This window comes from Kitasatospora hibisci (genome assembly GCF_043950205.1).
In the GTDB taxonomy this organism is placed as follows: domain Bacteria; phylum Actinomycetota; class Actinomycetes; order Streptomycetales; family Streptomycetaceae; genus Kitasatospora; species Kitasatospora hibisci.
Genome location: NZ_CP171642.1, coordinates 6,900,072 through 6,917,228, shown reverse-complemented (window position 1 = coordinate 6,917,228; position 17,157 = coordinate 6,900,072). Strand labels below are relative to the sequence as shown.

General features: G+C 71.8%; 13 protein-coding genes. 10 read left to right on the top strand and 3 right to left on the bottom strand.

What is annotated here, in order from left to right:
- Positions 1-17: 17 nt before the first annotated feature.
- Positions 18-1,793 carry an alpha/beta hydrolase family protein gene (locus ACF9IK_RS30125; RefSeq protein WP_395297223.1) on the top strand — a complete coding sequence of 592 codons (1,776 nt, stop codon included), beginning with the start codon at positions 18-20 and terminating at the stop codon, positions 1,791-1,793.
- On the opposite strand, the gene ACF9IK_RS30120 is transcribed toward ACF9IK_RS30125, so the two are convergent.
- Positions 1,771-3,093 (bottom strand): helix-turn-helix domain-containing protein, encoded by a 1,323-nt coding sequence (locus ACF9IK_RS30120; RefSeq protein WP_395297222.1) that lies wholly within the window; start codon positions 3,091-3,093, stop codon positions 1,771-1,773. The two genes, ACF9IK_RS30125 and ACF9IK_RS30120, sit on opposite strands and share 23 nt — an antisense overlap.
- A gap of 280 nt (positions 3,094-3,373) precedes the next feature.
- On the opposite strand from ACF9IK_RS30120, the gene ACF9IK_RS30115 reads away from it, so the two are divergent.
- The 5 genes from ACF9IK_RS30115 to ACF9IK_RS30095 all read left to right on the top strand — a co-directional run bounded on the left by ACF9IK_RS30115 (position 3,374) and on the right by ACF9IK_RS30095 (position 9,412).
- Positions 3,374-4,348, top strand: a complete 975-nt coding sequence (locus ACF9IK_RS30115; protein ID WP_395297221.1) for a hypothetical protein — start codon at positions 3,374-3,376, stop codon at positions 4,346-4,348.
- A 60-nt stretch (positions 4,349-4,408) separates the two neighbouring features.
- On the top strand, positions 4,409-5,908 hold the full coding sequence (locus ACF9IK_RS30110) for an amino acid permease (RefSeq protein ID WP_395297220.1): 1,500 nt from the start codon (positions 4,409-4,411) through the stop codon (positions 5,906-5,908).
- A complete protein-coding gene (locus tag ACF9IK_RS30105) occupies positions 5,908-7,305 on the top strand; it encodes a glutamine synthetase family protein (RefSeq protein ID WP_395297219.1) in 1,398 nt (465 codons plus the stop codon). Before ACF9IK_RS30110 ends, ACF9IK_RS30105 begins: the two co-directional genes overlap by 1 nt.
- A 79-nt stretch (positions 7,306-7,384) precedes the next feature.
- Positions 7,385-8,872 (top strand): glutamate ligase domain-containing protein, encoded by a 1,488-nt coding sequence (locus tag ACF9IK_RS30100; protein ID WP_395297218.1) that lies wholly within the window; start codon positions 7,385-7,387, stop codon positions 8,870-8,872.
- Between the two features lie 21 nt (positions 8,873-8,893).
- Positions 8,894-9,412, top strand: coding sequence for a hypothetical protein (locus ACF9IK_RS30095; RefSeq protein WP_395297217.1), 519 nt, complete (start codon positions 8,894-8,896; stop codon positions 9,410-9,412).
- A gap of 497 nt (positions 9,413-9,909) precedes the next feature.
- Here the strand turns inward: ACF9IK_RS30095 and ACF9IK_RS30090 are convergent, their stop codons facing one another.
- Together ACF9IK_RS30090 and ACF9IK_RS30085 are read right to left on the bottom strand one after the other, a co-directional pair.
- Positions 9,910-11,058 carry a helix-turn-helix domain-containing protein gene (locus ACF9IK_RS30090; RefSeq protein WP_395297216.1) on the bottom strand — a complete coding sequence of 383 codons (1,149 nt, stop codon included), beginning with the start codon at positions 11,056-11,058 and terminating at the stop codon, positions 9,910-9,912.
- Between the two features lie 3 nt (positions 11,059-11,061).
- Positions 11,062-11,493, bottom strand: coding sequence for an NUDIX hydrolase (locus ACF9IK_RS30085; protein WP_395297215.1), 432 nt, complete (start codon positions 11,491-11,493; stop codon positions 11,062-11,064).
- A 177-nt stretch (positions 11,494-11,670) separates the two neighbouring features.
- Between ACF9IK_RS30085 and ACF9IK_RS30080 the strand changes: the two genes are divergently transcribed.
- From ACF9IK_RS30080 to ACF9IK_RS30065, 4 genes are all read left to right on the top strand, one after another.
- Positions 11,671-12,564: a TauD/TfdA family dioxygenase gene (locus ACF9IK_RS30080; RefSeq protein WP_395297214.1), complete on the top strand. Its 894-nt coding sequence runs from the start codon at positions 11,671-11,673 to the stop codon at positions 12,562-12,564.
- Between the two features lie 66 nt (positions 12,565-12,630).
- Entirely contained in the window at positions 12,631-12,795 is a 165-nt protein-coding gene (locus ACF9IK_RS30075; RefSeq protein WP_360207841.1) for an FxLD family lanthipeptide, read from the top strand.
- A gap of 83 nt (positions 12,796-12,878) precedes the next feature.
- Entirely contained in the window at positions 12,879-15,896 is a 3,018-nt protein-coding gene (locus ACF9IK_RS30070) for a lantibiotic dehydratase (protein WP_395297213.1), read from the top strand.
- Positions 15,893-17,152, top strand: coding sequence for a lanthionine synthetase C family protein (locus ACF9IK_RS30065; RefSeq protein ID WP_395297212.1), 1,260 nt, complete (start codon positions 15,893-15,895; stop codon positions 17,150-17,152). Before ACF9IK_RS30070 ends, ACF9IK_RS30065 begins: the two co-directional genes overlap by 4 nt.
- Positions 17,153-17,157: the final 5 nt, after the last annotated feature.

Here is a 17,157-nt window from a genome sequence, read left to right as displayed (position 1 = left end):
CAGGAGGACTGCACCGCATGACCGACGACGGCACCGGGCTGGCGCCCGCTTGGGTGGCCCAGGCCGTGGTGACCTATGACGAACTCTGCTTCGCGCAGGGCGCGCTGTGGTGGCTGCAGTCCGATCCCGACCATGGTGGACGCCGGCGACTCATGCGCAGTTTCGCCGGCTCAACCCTGCCGGTGACTGCGCCGGAGTTCTCGGTCGGTGGTCAGCTTCACGCCTATGGCGGCGGTAGTTTCGTGGTGGCGCCGGACGGCGTGTGGTTCGTGGATAACGGCTCTCTCTTCCACCTTTCCACGGGCGGGACTCCGGTGTGCGTCGCGACTGGCGACGATCAGGTGCAGTACGGGGATCTCTCGCTGTCCTGGGACGGGCTTCCGCTGGCGGTCCGCGGTGGCGACTCGGCCGACGAGATCGTTTCCGTATCCAGGACGGGGCACGTCGAGGTCTTGGTCCGCTCCTCCGGGTTCCTGGCCGGCCCGCGGCTTGCGCCGGGCATGCTGGCCTACCTGGAGTGGGACCGCGATCAGATGCCGTGGGACAGCTCCCGGCTGTTGCTGGCAGCCGTCCGGCCGGGCGTGGTAGAGCCGGGCGTGGTCGTGGCTGGCGATGGACAGGAGTCCGTAACGCAGCCATCGTGGGGGCTGGGCGGCCGACTGCATTTCATGTCCGACCGGACGGGCTGGTGGAACCTGTACCGGTGGAACGGCGTGGCGGAGGCCATCGCCCCGGTCGACGCGGACTGCGCCCCTGCACCGTGGGAGGGTGGGTACCAGTCGTACGGTTTCACGCCGCGCGGTGAGGTCCTGCTGACCGCAACGGACGGGATCGCCACCGAGCTGCTGCTCGTCAATGGGCTCGACCGACGCCGCATAGCGTCGAACCTCACATCGATAAAGCCCTATGTCGCCGCCACGGAAACCGAGGTGGCAGTGATCGGGGCCACGGCAAGCAGTTCACCCTCGATCTGGTCGGTCAACCTCGCGGCCGGGTCGGACGGTCGTGCCCGCCTGGTGGTACCAGAGCCGCCGCCCTCATCACCCTGGACGGTTTCACCGCCCTCGGTGGAGACCGTCGAGACGGTCAACGGGCCACTGCGCTTCCTGCTCCACCGCCCGGACGACACCGGGGCGGTGCCGCTGATCGTCCGGGCTCATCCCGGGCCGACCGATGATGTCCCCCTGCGACTGGACTGGACGACGCAGTTCTTCATCAGTCACGGCTTTGCGGTCGCCGAAGTCCTGTACCGGGGCAGCACCGGACAGGGACGAGCCTTCCGGCAGTCGTTGCACGGCCATTGGGGTGAGCACGACGTCGACGACTGCGCCGCTGTCGGCGAGCATCTGCTCGCGGCCGGCGTTGCTCTGCCCGGAGCCTTGTTCATCAGCGGTGCCAGTGCCGGTGGGTACACCGCACTCCAGGCCGCGTGCCGCCCAGGTCCCTTCAGCGCGGCGACGGCCACGTCGGCGATCATCGACCCGGCCCGGTGGGAGAGGTCCGTGCCGCCCTTCCAGCGTCCGCATGCCGCGGTACTGCGCGGGCCTGCGGGCGCGGCGGTACCCGACCGTGTCCGGGTTCCTGTTCTGGTGATCCACGGCACGGCCGACACGATCACCTCGGCCGACGACGCGAGGCATTTCGCCGGCGCCCTGTCTGCTCGGGACCGGAACCACGAGAGCCTGTTCCTCGCAGGCGGCGACCACTACCTGTCGGATCCCGCGTCACGGCAGCATGCGCTCGGTGCCGAACTCGGTTTCTACCAGCGCATCATGCGCCGCGGGACAGGGTGATCGCGACGCGGTCGGCCTCGGGCAGCACTGCCCGTGTGAACTCCCGCAGGTCACGCACAGGCGCGTAGTCGGCGTGGGCCTGGAGGTCGGCGAGGACGCCGGCCACACGGTCGATACACCGGCCGGAGCCGGTTCTGGCAGCGTACGTGACGGCTTCCCGGCCGACCGCGCACGCCTGGTCGAGGTCTCCGGTGCGCAGCCAGGTGGAGGCGAGCAGGGCGGCGTCGATTGCGAGCCGGCGGACCTTGTCCTTGCCGACTCCTTGGAGGGCGTCCGTCAGCTGGGTTCTTGCGGCCGGTGCGCGGCCGAGGTCGTGAAGGGAGTGTGCGATTTCGTCGGCCAGGTATGCGTGGGTGAAGTACCGGATCCAGGTCGGTTCGTCCCCGTCGGCGGCGCCGAGCAGTTCCTCGGCCTGCCGGATCAGCTGGGTCGCCTCAGCTTCGCGTTGCATGCGGGCGTTCGCGCGGGCGAGAACGGCGGTGATGGCTGCCCGGGTAGCGGGGCTGGCTGCGGTGCCGGCCGTAGCGCGGGCTGAGGAGGCCCAGCGCAGGGCGACCTCCGGCTGGCCGCAGTGCAAGGCGAGGTGTCCGAGGTTCACGGCGACCAGGTAGGCGCCGTATGCCTGGTCGTTGGTGGCGGTGGTGAGGGTCAGGGCGCGTTGGTAGTACGCCTGAGCACGGACTGGGCTTCCGGTGTCGACGGCTTGGTATCCGGCGAGTTCGCAGAATCCGGCGGTGAGTCTGGCGCGGTTGCGGGCTACCTCGTCGTCGGCGGCGGGGCGGCGGAGCATGGCGTCGAGTTCGGTGTCGATGTAGTCGCGGACCTGTCGGGCATAGTGGCGGGCGCCGTGCGTGTGGTCGAGCTGGCGGAACATGGCGAGCATGCCCTCAGCGACACCGACCTCCTCTTCGGTGACCCACGGCGTCTTCCCGACCCCATGACCGGCCGAGTTTGCTGCGGCCCAGTCGCCGATCAGCGTGTCCACGTCGGCGAGTTGTACCGCATTACCGTTCGGCCGGCGATTGGGTCCTGGCTGTAGCTCTGCCTGGCCCGTGGGTCCGGGCGGGGACTCCGCTGCCGTCTGCTCACAGGTAAGCCGCAGCAGCCTGTCGAGTTCCGCAGCCCCGATGTTCAGCAGCTTCGCGAGCTTGGGGCGTTGCCAGGGCCGCGGCTCGGCCTTGCCCCGTTCCCAGCGCGCCACGGTGGTTCGCTCAACGTCCATCGCGGCGGCAAGTGTCTCCTGCGAGTGGCCCGCTGCCATTCGCTGCAGGGCAAGTGCGGTGCGCTTCTTGACCACCATTGGCTGATTCCCAAACTTCATCGACGCGACAAAGACCCAGCTCAGTAGGCACTTTGCCGCAGTAATGCGCCATCAGTGCGTCAAGTCTGCTCTGTTCTCCAGCGCTTCGTGCTGCTTCTGTATGACTCGCCGCCGAAAGTCGGACATCCGGGCACCAACCCCAGCCCTGACCTGTGCCCATTTACCGCTGCGTGGAACCCGGTTGGCCAACGTTCAATCTGCTTCCCGGCTTCGGTGAGCGACAGTCTGCCATGCCCATGAGAGGGAGGATTCGGCCACCATGAACACCGCACGTCCGGCGCGGCCGGCGTACCACCCTGCCGGGCTCGACAAGGAGCTGCGGACAGCGGTGGACGACCTTCAGGCGGGGCGCTGGCTATCGACGCAGCGTTTGCTGGCCACAACCGGGCAGGACTGGGCGCGCCGCACTTCCCGGACGCAGGTGCTCGCGCTGGTCGCTGCCAGATCGACCGTGCTTTCTCGGTGGAGGTGCGAGGAGCCGGAAGACCCGGGGCTCTTCATCCTGAAGACCCGCGTCATGGTCGAGCACGCCTTGATGGCGGCCGAGGCTCAATCACCGGAAGCAGTTCGTCTGGAGCAGGCCGCGCGGGAGTCGTGCTGGGAATCCGCGCGGGCGAATCCCTCAGACCCAGTGCCATGGGTTTGTCTCCTCGCGCTGGCTTCACTGGATCCACGCCAGCATCGCCCCGAGCACCGGCTTCGCTCATCAGATCCACTGCTGCCGACTGGACCGTGGGGCCTGCTCGACGAGGCGCTCAAGCGTGATCCCGGCAACAGGGAGTCTCACCACCGCATGCTGCGGTACTGGACCCGCATCTACCGTCCGGCGGCAGCCGACTTCGTCCACAGAGTCGTACCGGCCGCTCGGGACGGTTCTCCGCTTGCAGCGCTGCCGCTCTATCTGTCGGTCGATCAGTACCGCAACGAGAGACGCAAAGATGCGGTGCGTCGCCAATGGCTTCGGGAACCTCACTTCTCCCGGAGTGTACGGGCGTACGCAAGCTGGGTTGAGGCGCAGCCCGGTTCATGGCCGGTCATCGACCTCAGCTATCTCGCCCATGCGCTGTGGGCGTCGGCCCAGATGGACGCGGCCGTGCAGGTCTTCTCGGCCCTCGGACCCTTCGCCTCTCGCGCTCCCTGGACCCACGTCGCCGACTCGCCCGAGAAAGGGGAAGAGCTGCTGCTCACCGCCCAGCTCCAGGCGCACGCCGGCCGCGCGACCGCATCGGCCTGACCCGCCCGCTGCCTGCCCGTCCACGGCTCTCACGTCCCCTCGCCAACGGAGGTTCTCCCGATGTTCCCTACCCACACCGCCCCACCCGCCGACGAGGAACAGCTCCGCCGACTCGGCTACGAGCCCAGACTGACCCGCCGAATGGGCGAGTTCGGCAACTTCGCCATCAGCTTCTCCGTGATCAGCATCCTGTCCGGGTGCATGACACTCTTCGCCTTCGGTCTGAACACCGGGGGTCCGGCGGTGATGCTGTGGGGCTGGGTCGGTGTCGGGTTCATGGTGCTGCTGGTCGGCATGGCGCTGGCCGAGGTCACCTCGGCCTACCCGACGTCGGGCGCGCTGTACTTCATGGCGCACCGGCTGGGCGGTCCGCGGTGGGGCTGGTTCACCGGCTGGCTGAACCTGCTGGGCCTGGTCGGCGGGATCGCCGGGATCGACTACGGCGCCGCGTCGTTCGTGGGGGCGTTCCTCAACCTACAGTGGGGCTACACCCCGACCCCGGGCGGGCTGTTCGGGATCTTCATGCTGATCCTGCTGCTGCACGCCGTGCTGAACCTGCGGGCCGTGCGGGTGGTGTCACTGCTGAACGGCATCTCGGTGTGGTGGCACATCGGCGGCGTGGCGCTGATCGTCGGCGCACTGACGCTGGTTCCCTCTCACCACCAGGACACGACCTGGGTGTTCAGCCACTTCGTGAACAACACCGGCTGGTCCAACCCGATCTACGTCAGCGCCCTGGGGCTGCTGCTGGCGCAGTACACGTTCTCCGGGTACGACGCCTCGGCGCACATGTCGGAGGAGACGACGAAGGCGTCGGTGTCGGCGGCCCGGGGGATCGTGCGGTCGATCTGGGTGAGCTGGATCGCCGGGTTCGTGCTGCTGGCCGGGATGCTGTACGCGGTCCAGGACTACGACGGTGTCCTCGCCTCGGCGACCGGTGTCGCGCCGGCGCAGATCTTCCTGGATGCTCTCGGGCTGACGGGCGCCAAGGTGATGCTGGCCGTGGTGATCCTCGCCCAGCTGTTCTGCGGGAACGCCGAGACCGCGGCGGCGAGCCGGATGGTGTTCGCGTTCTCCCGGGACGGGGCGTTGCCGGGGTCGGGGTTGTGGAGCAGGGTGTCGGAGCGCACGGGGACGCCGGTGGCTGGGGTGTGGCTGTCGGTCTCGGTGGCGGCGGTGCTGGCGCTGCCGGCGCTGTGGAGCCCGGTGGCGTACGGGGCGGTGACGGCGATCAACGTGCTGGGCATGACGCCGGCGTACGCGGTGCCGGTCTACCTGCGGCTTCGGGCCGGGTCGCGGTTCCAGGCCGGTCCGTGGCACCTCGGGCGATGGAGCCGGCCGGTCGGTGTCGTGGCGGTGTGCTGGGTGGCGGTGGTCACGCTGCTGTTCTGCCTGCCGCAGGCGTACCCGGTCACCGGTGACACCTTCAACTACGCGCCCCTCGCGCTCGGCGTCGCGCTGCTGGGGGCGTGGGCGTGGTGGTGGAAGGCAGGAAGGACCTACAACCCGCCGGTCCAGTCGAACACTGAGCTGGCCGAGCTGACGATCGAGGTCGTGTGATGGCCCGCAAGCGATCGAAGCAGGCCCGGACGACGCAGGCCAACGCTCTGCCGACGCCGACCTCTGGCACCGGGGACACGCTGGAAGGGTGGGTGGCCGACGGCACGGTCGACACCGTGCTGCTCGGGGTGGTCGACGGCCAGGGCCGGCTGAAGGGCAAGGAGCTCGACGCGGAGTTCCTGCTTCCCCGGCTGTGCGATGGTTCGCTCACTCCGGAGGTGTGCGGCTACCTGTTCGACACGGACCTGGGGATGTCCGCCTCGTGGGGCGGCGGCCTCGGCGACCTGCTGCTGCTGCCCGACCGCTCGCGGGCGACGCGGCTTCCGTGGCTGCCGGCAACCGCGCTGCTGCCCGCCGAGCCGATCGCCCCCGGCGCCGTGCCGCTGCCGACCGGCCCGGTCGCGATCCTCCAGGAGCAGCTCGTCCAGCTGACCGGTCTCGGGTACCGCCTGAAGGTCGGCATCGAGACCGAGTTCACCATCTTCGAGGGGACCGCCGAGCACGCCGCCGACGATGCCTTCCGCCAACTGGTGCCAGTGACACGGGACAACCGCGACTACGCCCTCGACCAGCCGTCCCAGCTCACGGCCTACACGCGGCATCTTCGCCGGGTGCTGCGCGAGGCCGGCATGCCGGTGGAGGCGGTGAAGACCGAGTCCTCGCCGGGGCAGGTGGAGGTGACGTTCCCGTACGGGGAGGCGGAGGCGGCGTGCTGGCAGCACGTGCTGTTCAAGCACGCGGCGCGGGCGGTGGCGGACCAGCATCGAATGTCGGCGACGTTCATGGCAGCCCCGGTCACCGGCGTCGGGTCCGGGATGCACCTGCACGTGTCCCTGTGGCGCGGCGAGGAGCCGGTGATGTGCGCCGAGCGTACGGAGGCCGAGCTGTCCGCGGAGGGCCTGGCCGCGGTGGCGGGTGTGCTGGAGGTGCTGCCCGTGACGGGGCTGATGTGGGCACCGTACGTGAACTCCTACCGGCGTCTTCGGCCGCGGAGCTTCGCGCCGACCCGCGCTGTATGGGGCCGGGACAACCGCACCTGCGCGGTGCGGGTCGTCGGGCACGGGCGGGGGCTGCACCTGGAGGTGCGGGTGCCGGGAGCGGACGCGAACCCGTACGTGGCGCTGGCCGCGGTCGCGGCGGGCATCCGGCACGGCCTGGAGCGGGAGTTGAAGCCGCCGCAGGCGTGCGAGGGCGACGGCTACGAGGCGTGGGACGCGCCCGCCCTGCCCACCAGCCTGACCGCGGCCGTGGCGGCGATGGAGTCCAGTCCGCTGGCGCTGGAGCTTCTCGGCGCGGAGGTGGCCGGGCACCTGGTGGTGGCCGGGCGGCGCGAGGTCCTCGCCCTCGCGCACGCCGTCACCGACGCCGAGCTCGCCTGGGGTTTCGCCCAGGCGTAGCAGACCGGCCGGCCGCCCGTGCGAGTCCCCCGAGCCGCGCGGGCGGCCGGCCCACCAACTAGGAGGAGAGGAGAGAGCGTTGAGAACCGACACTACCCCCATCACCAGCGGGCCTGCGGTGTGCGGGCCATCGCTGACCGAGCGGCTGTCGCGCCCCCACCTGCTGGACGTCCACCTGCCCGGCATGACGGGCCTGGCCCTCTACCTGGCCGGCGCCGGAGCCCGGGTGGGCGCCTCCGCGCCGCTCGGCACGGATCACCAGCTGCTGGCCGAGATCGAGCGGTCCGGGGTACGGCTGCACCGTCCGGGCTCGGCGTTTCGGATGGTGGGCCGCTCGTGCGCGGTGTGGCAGGGCGCCGATCCGGGGCCCCGCGCGGTGTTGGATGCCGCCGGCGGGCTCGGCATCCCGGTGATCGGGCGCCTGGGCGCGCTCGGCGAGCTGGTCGACCATGCCCCGGTGAGCGTCGCGGTGACTGGCACCCACTCCACCTCTATGCCGGCCGCGATCCTGACCTCCGCGCTCGCCCACCGCAACCCCGGCTGGGTGCTGAACGAGCCGCCCGTCGGCGCCCCGGCCGGGCACGCCAGCGGCGGCGGCCTGCTGATCGCCGACCTCGGCGACGACAACACCACGCACGAGGCGTCGGTGCCCACCGCGCACTGCACTCCGAGCGTCCTGCTGGTCACAGGTATCGACGCCAACCCCCCGCACACCGAGGACTTCGCCTCCGCCCTGGCCGCGGCCGAGAGGGCCGCGCGCCGCGCGTCCGCGGTCGTGCTGTGCGTGTGGGACCAGGGCACGCGGCTGCTGTGGAGTCGACTCGCCCGCGACCCGGGTCCGCAGGTGTTCACCGTCGGCCGCGACCGCGATGCGGACGTGCGTCTGGTCCAGCAGGTGTGGTCCGGCACCGACACCCACATCACCGTCCAGGACAGCTCCAGCGGTGAGTTCCACCAGTTCACCCTCGCCGTGCCCGGCCGCCACCACGCCCTCGCCGCCGCAGCCGCGTTCGCCACCGGCCTCGTCCTCGGCACGCGCGGCGCCGACCTGGCGGCCGGCATCAGCGCGTTCCGCGGCATCGACGGGCACCTGACCCACACCGGCACCCAGCGCGGCGTCACCGTGATGGCCTCCCGCGCCCGCCACCCCGAGGAGATCACCGCCGACCTCGCCGCCGCCCGCCTCCTGACCGAGGGCCGCGTCCTGGCCGCGCTCGAGCCCGACGGCCACACCCGCACCGGCGCATTGGCGCATCGCGTCGGTGAAGCCGTCGCACTGGCGGACCACGCGGTGCTGCTGCCCGTCCACTCGCTGATGCCCGGCACCCGCCTGGACGACGAACGTAACGCCGTCCGCCACGCCGCCATCGGCGCCGGCATGCCCCCCGCACAGCTCGCCTTCCTCGGCCAAGGCCCCGATGCGCCGACCGCGGAACAGGTCCTCGCACGGCTCGCCGCGCCGGGCGACCTCGTCCTGACCATCGGCGCCCACACCGCCACCCGCCTCGGCGTCCGGCTGCTGCACCACCTCACCGCCCCCGACACCCCGATCCCCGCCGACCTCTAACCCCGCGAAGGAAGCCCCGCCATGAACCCGCCGCCGCTCCCACTGCCCGGCCCCGAACTCACCCCCGACGAGCGCACCCTCCTGCAGCTGCTCGCCTCCGCCGCCGGAGACCGGAGCATCTCCACCACCACCGGCCGACCGCTCAACTCCATCGCAGGCGCGGTCACCGCCCTGCTGGACAAGACCGGCTGCCGCACCCGCACCCAGGCCGCCGCCTGGGCCACCGCCCAACGGATCGTCACCAGCACCACCCAACCCTGCGCCGCCCAGACCGCCCTGCCGCACCTCCCGCCGCGCATGCTGCGCATCCTGCGGGCCTGGGCCGGCGGTGTCTCCCCCGAGGAGGTCCGGGCCGAGCTCGGTGTCGCCGTCGGGACCATGCGCGGCTACTCCGCCCGCATCCTGAACGCCCTCGGCGTCCACCGGCAGGAGCAGGCCGCCGTCGCCGGGGTCCTGTGCGGGCTGGTCGAGCCCACACACATCACACCCGCCTGGGCCGAGCTCCCGGCTGGAACGCCCCCCGTCAGCGCCGCAGCGTGACCCAGGCTGCCCCAGGTCCGAGCCCGCGCCGTCCAGCGGGCACGAACGGACCCGCCCTTCGCAGGGCGCTGAGCACGAGCTCCCACCCATGGCGGCCGTCCGGGTCAGGGCCGCACTCCAACAGCCACCCCCTCCGAGGAGCCACACCACCGTGACCGCGCACAGCCGCATACCCGGCACTCCACCTGGCACGGCGCGACGCTGGGCGCCGACGAGCAGGCCGCGGTCACCGAACTCGCGGCCGCCGTGGTCGACGCTCGGGTCGTCGCCGACCCGGTCACCGGCGCCTGCTTCGACCACCGGCCCCCGCTTCACCCGTTACAGCCACCAAGGATTGGCCCAGGTCCTGAACCGCCGGGTCCAGGTGATCCGCCACTGACGAATCGCGACCACGCGATGCTCTGCACTCGCAGCCGGCTGCTTCGGGTGCATGCCCAACGTCTCAACACCGGGAGAGGAGTAGTGAATTGTCGACCATGGCGCGGCTGAATCGCGTGTCAGGCCGCTATTTCAGCGCGGAGCTGGTCGAGTGCTCCGTTGGCCCGCTCCTGGACATCAGGGACATTGCCGCCTGCGCGGACGATGCGCTGGAGCTGGTGAGGGAGGCGGTGCATGGTGGCGCCGTCGATCGCGGCATTCAGTTGCTCTCCCGCACCTGCGACGTCTCCGCGGCGCAGCAGGACCTGTCCGGCGGTGATTGCCGCGATGATTCGCCACTGCGCGGTCGCCCCGAGGCCGGCGGCCGGCGCCCGGTCGAGTTGCCGCACTGCTTCCGCGATCCGTCCGGTACTCATGAGACCGCGAAGGCGCACTTCGTGGATGGTGAATTCGGAGAGCAGTGCAGTGGGTGCCGCCTGGTCCAGGAGTTCGCGGCTGGCTTCGACCGCTTCGTCGAAGACGGGGGCGTTTCCGGCGGCTCCGGCGGCGCGGGCGAGGAGGACGACGGCTTCGGCGCGTTCGGTAGTGGTGCGGGCGGTGTCGCGGGCTTGCTCGAGTCGGTCGAGCGCGCGGAGGTGCAGGCCGGATTTGCGCAGTTCGTTGCCGTGGTGGCGCAGGGCGTGGGCATGGAGGGCCGGGTCGTCCAGGCGTCGGGCGATGCTGAGGCCCTTGCCGGTCCAGCGGGCGGCTGTGGCCAGGCGTTCTTCCGGCAGTACGTGGCCGAGGGCGACTCCGAGGCCGACTCTGGCGCGGGCGAGCAGGCGCAGGGTGTCGAGGTCGGCGTGCCCGTCGGCGGTGCGGGCCTCCAGGCGGGCGACCAGCGGCCACAGTTCCGCGACAGCGGTGGTGGCATGGCCAGCCTGGCGGGCGATCTCGGCCAGGCGCAGGACGGAGTCGGCGAGCTGGATCACGAGTTGGTGGTCTCCGTCGGCGTCATCAGTGATGCCAAGACAGTGCGGCGGCAGGCCGAGTCGATCGGCGATGTGGCGCAGGGCACCGACGTCGGTGATGGTGCGCGAGCCGGTCTCGATGCGGGAGACGTAGCTGGTGGAGTAGCCGAGGAGGTCTGCGAGTTCCTGCTGCGGCAGGCTGTGGATCTCCCGGTACAGCTGCAGGATCTCGGGCAGAGCGCGGCGGCGCAGGATGTCCTGGGCCCTGGGGGTGGTCCAGTGCCAGCGGATTCCGCCGTTGAGGTCGATCCGGGCCACCGGTCAGGTCCGGTCCTGCAGTTCGTACCAGCGGGCGATGGAGTTCTTGTAGCCCTGCGGCATGACCAGGCCGGGCACCTCGTCGCGGTGGAAGAGGCCGGATTCCTTGTGCTCGTGGCTGACAACCGGGGGCCGGTCGGCGTCGGTGGCGGTGCAGCCATAGGTGACGATGAATACCTTGCGCCCGGGGATCGGCTCGTACATCCACACGTCCAGCAGCGGACCGGCGGTCGCCGTCCAGCCGCTCTCCTCCTGGATCTCCGTGACCACCCGTTCCTCGGGGGTCTCGGTCCCTTCCAGTTTTCCGCCGGGCAGCTCCCACTCCTGGCGCTCGTTCTTCAGCAGCAGCACCCGCTTCTGCGGGTCGAGCACGACGCCCTTGATGGAGATCGGGAAAGCCGTTGGCACGTAGGGCTGTTCTGTCTGTCCGGTCATCGCTTCTTCCGGGTCGCGCGGGCGGGCACGGGCCCATCGAAGGTAGCAGTCGCGCAGTGGCACGACGCCTCGCGAGCCGGTGATCGCGCTTTGACAATCTGTCACTTTCCATCGGGGCGGTCCGGCGTGGAGAGTGTGTCGCCTCCCATCCAATCGGTCCCACGAGGGAGATCCACCATGCCGTCTTCCGACACCAACGGCACCGCCGGCGAGGTCTTCACCGCGAGCGTGCTGGACGGAGCAGTGCGCGAGCGGGCCGGCGCGGTGCTGCGCGAGCACGGGCTGCTGAGGCTCTCCAGGCTGGGCGGGCGCGACGATGTGCTCCTCGCGGCCGGCCGGCTGATGTCCTCCCTGTGGCAGCACCGGGATGCCGACCCGGACGGGCTGACCGTCATCCGTGACACCGGCCGCCACACCGGACGGCCGGGCTTCGCCGGCCTGGGGCGTGGCCCGCTGGCCCTGCACACCGAGTGCGCGCAGCAGCCGGATCCGCCCCGTCTGATCCTGCTCGCGTGCGCGCGGGCCGGCGACGAGGGCGGGGCGAGCCTGCTCGTCGACGGCCAGGCCGTCCTCGCCGAACTGGCCGGGCACCACCCCACCGCCCTCGAGGCGCTCTCCGCCGACCGGGCCGCCTACTTCGGCGGATCGAGCGGCCACTTCGCCCCCGTCCTCCAGCAGCTGCCCGACGGCCGCTGGCGCCTGCGGCTGCGGCAGGACGACCTCGCCCGATTCTCACCCGACGCCGAAGCACACATGCCCGCGCTCCGCCAAGCCATCGACCGCAACACCCACCGGCTGCGCCTGGCCCCCGGCCAGGGCCTTGTGCTGGACAACCACCGCCTGCTGCACGGACGCACCGCATTCCTGGGCGAGCGGCTGATACTGCGCGCGCTGGGCGAACCGCACCCCGCACTCGGCCTCGGCCCCGGCTTCCCCGCGCCGTGGTCGCGGCCCGGCGCCGCCACCCCACCCGCGGAAGCCCACCTCGCGGACACCCCCGGCGAACCGCCATCCCTCGTACGGCAGCTGGCCGCCGACACGCGGCACTGCCGCCCCACCGTCTCCTGGTGATGCGGGGCGCATCCCGCGCCCCGGCTCCAGGTCCCGCAAGGGAAACCTCCGAAGGAGGAGCCAACCATGGCTCAGAAGATCGCGGCCGAGACGAAGGCCACCACGGTCGTCTACGACGAGTTCGACCTCGACGTCCGCACCGTCGAGACCACCGACGCGGCCAGCCTGCAGGTCCTCACCGACGACGGCTGCGGCGCCACCTGCGGCGCCTGCACCACCGGCGTGCACTGACCCTCCTGGCGGGTTCCCCGGGATGTGTTCCCGGGGAACCCGCCCCGCCCCCGCCCCTTCTCAGAAGACTGAGGTCCGCCGCCATGCGCCCACCCGCTACCACGGCCCCCTACCGCGCCGCCGGCGTGGCGCTCGTGCGCGCCGTCGCCAGCCCCCACCCGGCAGTTCCAAGCTGGCCGGACCTCGACGACAACAGCCCTGCTGTGGCCCAGCAGCAGACGCGATGGCTGCGCACGGTGTGGGCCGACGGACAACTCGCTCAAGCTCTCGAACTGGCCAACCCGGCTCTCACCAATGAGGTTGCCCAGCTGGTCGCCACCCCGCAGCCCGACCCGCGCGAGGTACGGCGCGCTGTCCACTCCACCGCCCGCTATGTCCTGCGCGCGGCCGGTCGGCCCACCCCGTTCGGGTACTTCGCCGGCGTGCAGGCCGCGTCGTTCGGGCCTACCAGCCGTCTGCGGTGGGGTGACGGCCACCGTGTTGTCAGCTGCATCTCGGCCGCCCGGCTCGCACGGGCGATCGAGCAGCTGGAACACTGCCCCGCCCTGCTGGCCCGCCTGGACGTGGTGGCGAACAACACCGTACACGTGCGCGACGACCGCCTCGTGGTCCCCCACCGACCGCTCGAACGGCCCGGCGGCGGTACGGCCGCAGCCGAGACGACCTTGCGCCACACCGGCCCCGTCGCCTTCGCCCTCGCAGCCGCCTGCCTTCCCCTCCGCTTCCAGGACCTGGCCGACAAGCTGCACGCCGAGTTTCCCACCGCGACCGCCAAGCAGGTCACCGGCATCCTGTCCGAGCTCGTCGCCCAGCGGGTACTCATCACGAACCTGCACGCCCCGGCGACCGACCCCAACCCTCTCGGACACCTCCTGACGGTCCTGGAGAGCGCCGATGCCGAGCAAATCGCCGAAGCGGCCGAGCCCCTGGCGGATCTCCGCAATGCCGAAGGCGGTCGTCCGGTGCCGGCCATCGACCTGCGGCTGGACGCCAACCTGGTCCTCCCACGCGGCGTGGCCGACGAGGCAGCCCGAGCCGCCCACCTGCTAGCCCGACTCAGCGCCGCTCCCAACGGCACGGCAGCATGGCGGTCCTACCACCAGCGGTTCTACGAGCGCTACGGCCGTGGCGCCCTGGTGCCGCTGCTCGACATGGTGGCGGACAGCGGGATCGGCTGGCCCGACGGCTACCCCGGCACCCGTCCGTCGAAGGCGCCGCGCTTCGACGAACGCGACGAACTGCTCGCCGCCGTCACCCAGCGGGCCGCACTCGACGGCGACCGCGAGGTCGTCCTCGACGACGCGCTACTGACCGCGCTCGACCTGGGACCGGCCGAGCCCCGCCTGCCCCCACACCTGGAAATCATCGCCCGCCTCCACGCCCGCAGCCAGCAAGCCCTCGACAGAGGCGACTTCCGGCTGGAGGTGGTGTCGGCGTCCCGCACAGCTGGCGTCTCCGTCGGACGCTTCCTCCACCTGCTCGAACCCGAGCACCAGGCAGCGTTCACCGACGTGCTGACGAACCTGCCGACGATGGACGAGCGCGCCGTGACCGCACAGCTCTCGTTCCCGCCACTGGACGCGGCGGCCGGGCACGTCGCCCGCAGTACGGCGACCGGCCAGCTGGTGATCAGCCTCGCCGAGCACCGCCCCGCCACCGAAGGCGTCCTCGGCCCCGAGGACCTCGCGGTGGGCTGCGACGGGCGGCGCATGTACCTGGCGGCACCGGCGCTCGGCGTGCGGGTCGAAGCCGCCGCCACCCACGCACTGAACCTGCGCACCCACACCCCGCCGCTCGCCCGGTTGATCACCGAGCTGTCCCGTGCCCAGACCGCACAGGTCACCCGCTTCGACTGGGGCTCGCTCCACGCGCTGCCCTTCCGGCCCCGACTGAGGCACCGGCGCATCATCCTCTCCCCGGCCGCATGGCGACTCACCACCGCCGAACTACCCTCCGATCACGCCCCGCAGCAGCAGTGGAACGAAGCCCTCACCTCGTGGTTGACGCGGCGCCGAGTGCCGCAGCACGTGATGCTGGCCGCCGACAGCCAGGGCCTGCCGCTCGACCTCGACCACCCCGGCCACCGGTCCCTGCTCCGCGATCACCTACGCTCCGTACCGCACGCGGTCCTCGTCGAGGAACCCGACCCGGCCGACCTCGGCTGGGCCGGCGGCCGGGCCCACGAAATCGCCATCCCCGTCACCGCCACCCGCGTCCCGGCCTGGCCCCGCCTACCCAAACCAACCCCGGCCCGGATCCTGCAGCGAGGCCACAGCGACGCCCCAGGTACCTCCCATGTGCTCCTCGCTTCCCTCTATGGCGACCTGGAACGCCAGGACACCGTCATCACCCGCCACCTGCCTGACCTCCTCGCGCGGCTCGGGCACCCGGCGTGGTGGTTCGTCCGCTTCCGCGACCCGCGCCAGCACCTGCGGCTGCGCATCGCCCTGCCCGAGCCGACCGCCTTCGGCCCCGCCGCCACCACGATCACCACCTGGACCGCGGAGCTCCACCAGGCCGGACTGCTGTCCGAGGTCGTGTATCCGACCTCCTACACGGAGACCGGACGCTGGGGAGACGGGCCGGCCTGGGCCGCAGCCGAAGAAGTCTTCCGCACGGACTCCGCCGCCGTCCTCGCCCAGCTCGCCCAGCTCTCCCAGCCCGAGCTGCCCGATCGGCAGGCGCTGCTCGCCGCCCACGCCGTCGCCATCGCGGCCGGGTTCACCGGCTCCACAAATGCTGGGCTGCGCTGGCTGGTCGACAACGTCCCCGCCCAAGCCCCGGCCCACGTTCCCAGGCCGGTCTTCCGCGAGGCCGTACGCCTCGCGGACCCGGCACGTGACTGGGCGGCGCTGCGCGCCCAGCCCGCGGGCGACACCGTCGTCGACGCCTGGGCGGCCCGCCACCAGGCCCTCGACTCCTACCGCCACTTCTTCCCCGGCCCGCACACCCAGGGCGTACAGGCGGACGACGTGCTCGGCTCCCTCCTCCACTGCTCGTATGTCCGTGCGCACCGCATCGACTTCGACGACGAGGCGCAGGTCCTCTACCTGGCCCGGGCCGCCGCCCTCGCCCGCCTGGCCCGGGACGGTGACCGGTGACCACTCTGCACCCCGCCCTTCGGCTGTCCGACCGGATCGCCGAGTTGCTCGCCGACCCGGCCGATGTGCCAGCGGCGTGGACGTCCCGCCCGCAGTGGCGCCAGTCCCTCGCCCATGGCGCCCCGGGCATCGCCCTGCTTCACATCGAACGCGCCGCCACCGGCAGGGGACCGTGGGCGACCGCCCGGGCCTGGCTGTCGGTCGCGGCCAACGGCCCAGTCACAAGCGGCTCGGACAGCTACCTGTATTACGGCGCTCCGGCGCTCGCGCACGCTCTCGACTGCGCAGCCCAGGCCAGCCCCGGCTCCTACCAACGCGCCCTCGCCCACCTCGACCAGACCGTAGCGGCCGACGCGGCAGGGCGCTGCGACGAAGCTCTTGCCAGAATCGACCGCGGCGATCTGCCGGCGCTGGCCGAGTTCGACGCCATCCGCGGCCTGGCAGGCGTCGGCGCCGTGCTCCTGCGCCGAGCCCCCGGCGGCAATGCGATCCGGCGGATCCTGGACTGCCTGGTCCGCCTGACCGAGGACATCAAGCACGACGGCGAGCTCCTCCCGGGTTGGTGGACCCTGGACGGACCGTCCGGCAAACCGGACAAGCGGTTCCCGGGCGGACACGCCAACACCGGTGTGGCGCACGGCATCGCGGGCCCGCTCGCGCTGCTCGCCCTCGCACTGCGGCGCGGAGTGGAGGTCGACGGCCAGCGCGAGGCGATCCGCGTCATCCTGGCCTGGCTGGAGCGCTGGCGCGACGGCCACGCCTGGCCGTACTGGATCACGCCCGCACACCTGACCGGCCCCGACCGCAGACCGCTGCCACCGCAACGGCCGAGCTGGTGCTACGGCACCGCCGGAGTTGCCCGTGCCCAGCAACTAGCCGCCCTTGCCCTTGGCGACCACCGTCTGCGCCACGAGGCCGAGAGCGCGCTCGCCAGTGCCCTGCTCGACCCGCCGGCGCTCGACGCGACCAGGGACCTGTCGGCCTGCCACGGCTACGCCGGGCTCGCCCACATCGCCCATCGCGCCGCCGCCGACGCCTCGCCGCGCACCGCCACCCGGCTCCGCTCGGTCGCCAACCTGCTGCTGGAGACCACCTATCCGCCCCTCGCCGACCCGGACGAGCAGGCCCGACGCCTTCTCGCCACGGCGGGCCCTGCGTTCTTGGAGGGTGCGGCCGGCACCGCCCTCGCCCTACTCGCTCCCGCCACCGGTGCCACCCCGGCGACCCACTGGGACGCCTGTCTCCTGACCGCCTGACCGAG

Coding starts and splice junctions, on each gene's coding strand:
- ACF9IK_RS30085 (WP_395297215.1), bottom strand. CDS start 11,493: ATGACCGGACAGACAGAACAGCCCTACGTGCCAACGGCTTTCCCGATC.
- ACF9IK_RS30105 (WP_395297219.1), top strand. CDS start 5,908: ATGGCCCGCAAGCGATCGAAGCAGGCCCGGACGACGCAGGCCAACGCT.
- ACF9IK_RS30070 (WP_395297213.1), top strand. CDS start 12,879: ATGCGCCCACCCGCTACCACGGCCCCCTACCGCGCCGCCGGCGTGGCG.
- ACF9IK_RS30125 (WP_395297223.1), top strand. CDS start 18: ATGACCGACGACGGCACCGGGCTGGCGCCCGCTTGGGTGGCCCAGGCC.
- ACF9IK_RS30095 (WP_395297217.1), top strand. CDS start 8,894: ATGAACCCGCCGCCGCTCCCACTGCCCGGCCCCGAACTCACCCCCGAC.
- ACF9IK_RS30075 (WP_360207841.1), top strand. CDS start 12,631: ATGGCTCAGAAGATCGCGGCCGAGACGAAGGCCACCACGGTCGTCTAC.
- ACF9IK_RS30110 (WP_395297220.1), top strand. CDS start 4,409: ATGTTCCCTACCCACACCGCCCCACCCGCCGACGAGGAACAGCTCCGC.
- ACF9IK_RS30115 (WP_395297221.1), top strand. CDS start 3,374: ATGAACACCGCACGTCCGGCGCGGCCGGCGTACCACCCTGCCGGGCTC.
- ACF9IK_RS30120 (WP_395297222.1), bottom strand. CDS start 3,093: ATGGTGGTCAAGAAGCGCACCGCACTTGCCCTGCAGCGAATGGCAGCG.
- ACF9IK_RS30080 (WP_395297214.1), top strand. CDS start 11,671: ATGCCGTCTTCCGACACCAACGGCACCGCCGGCGAGGTCTTCACCGCG.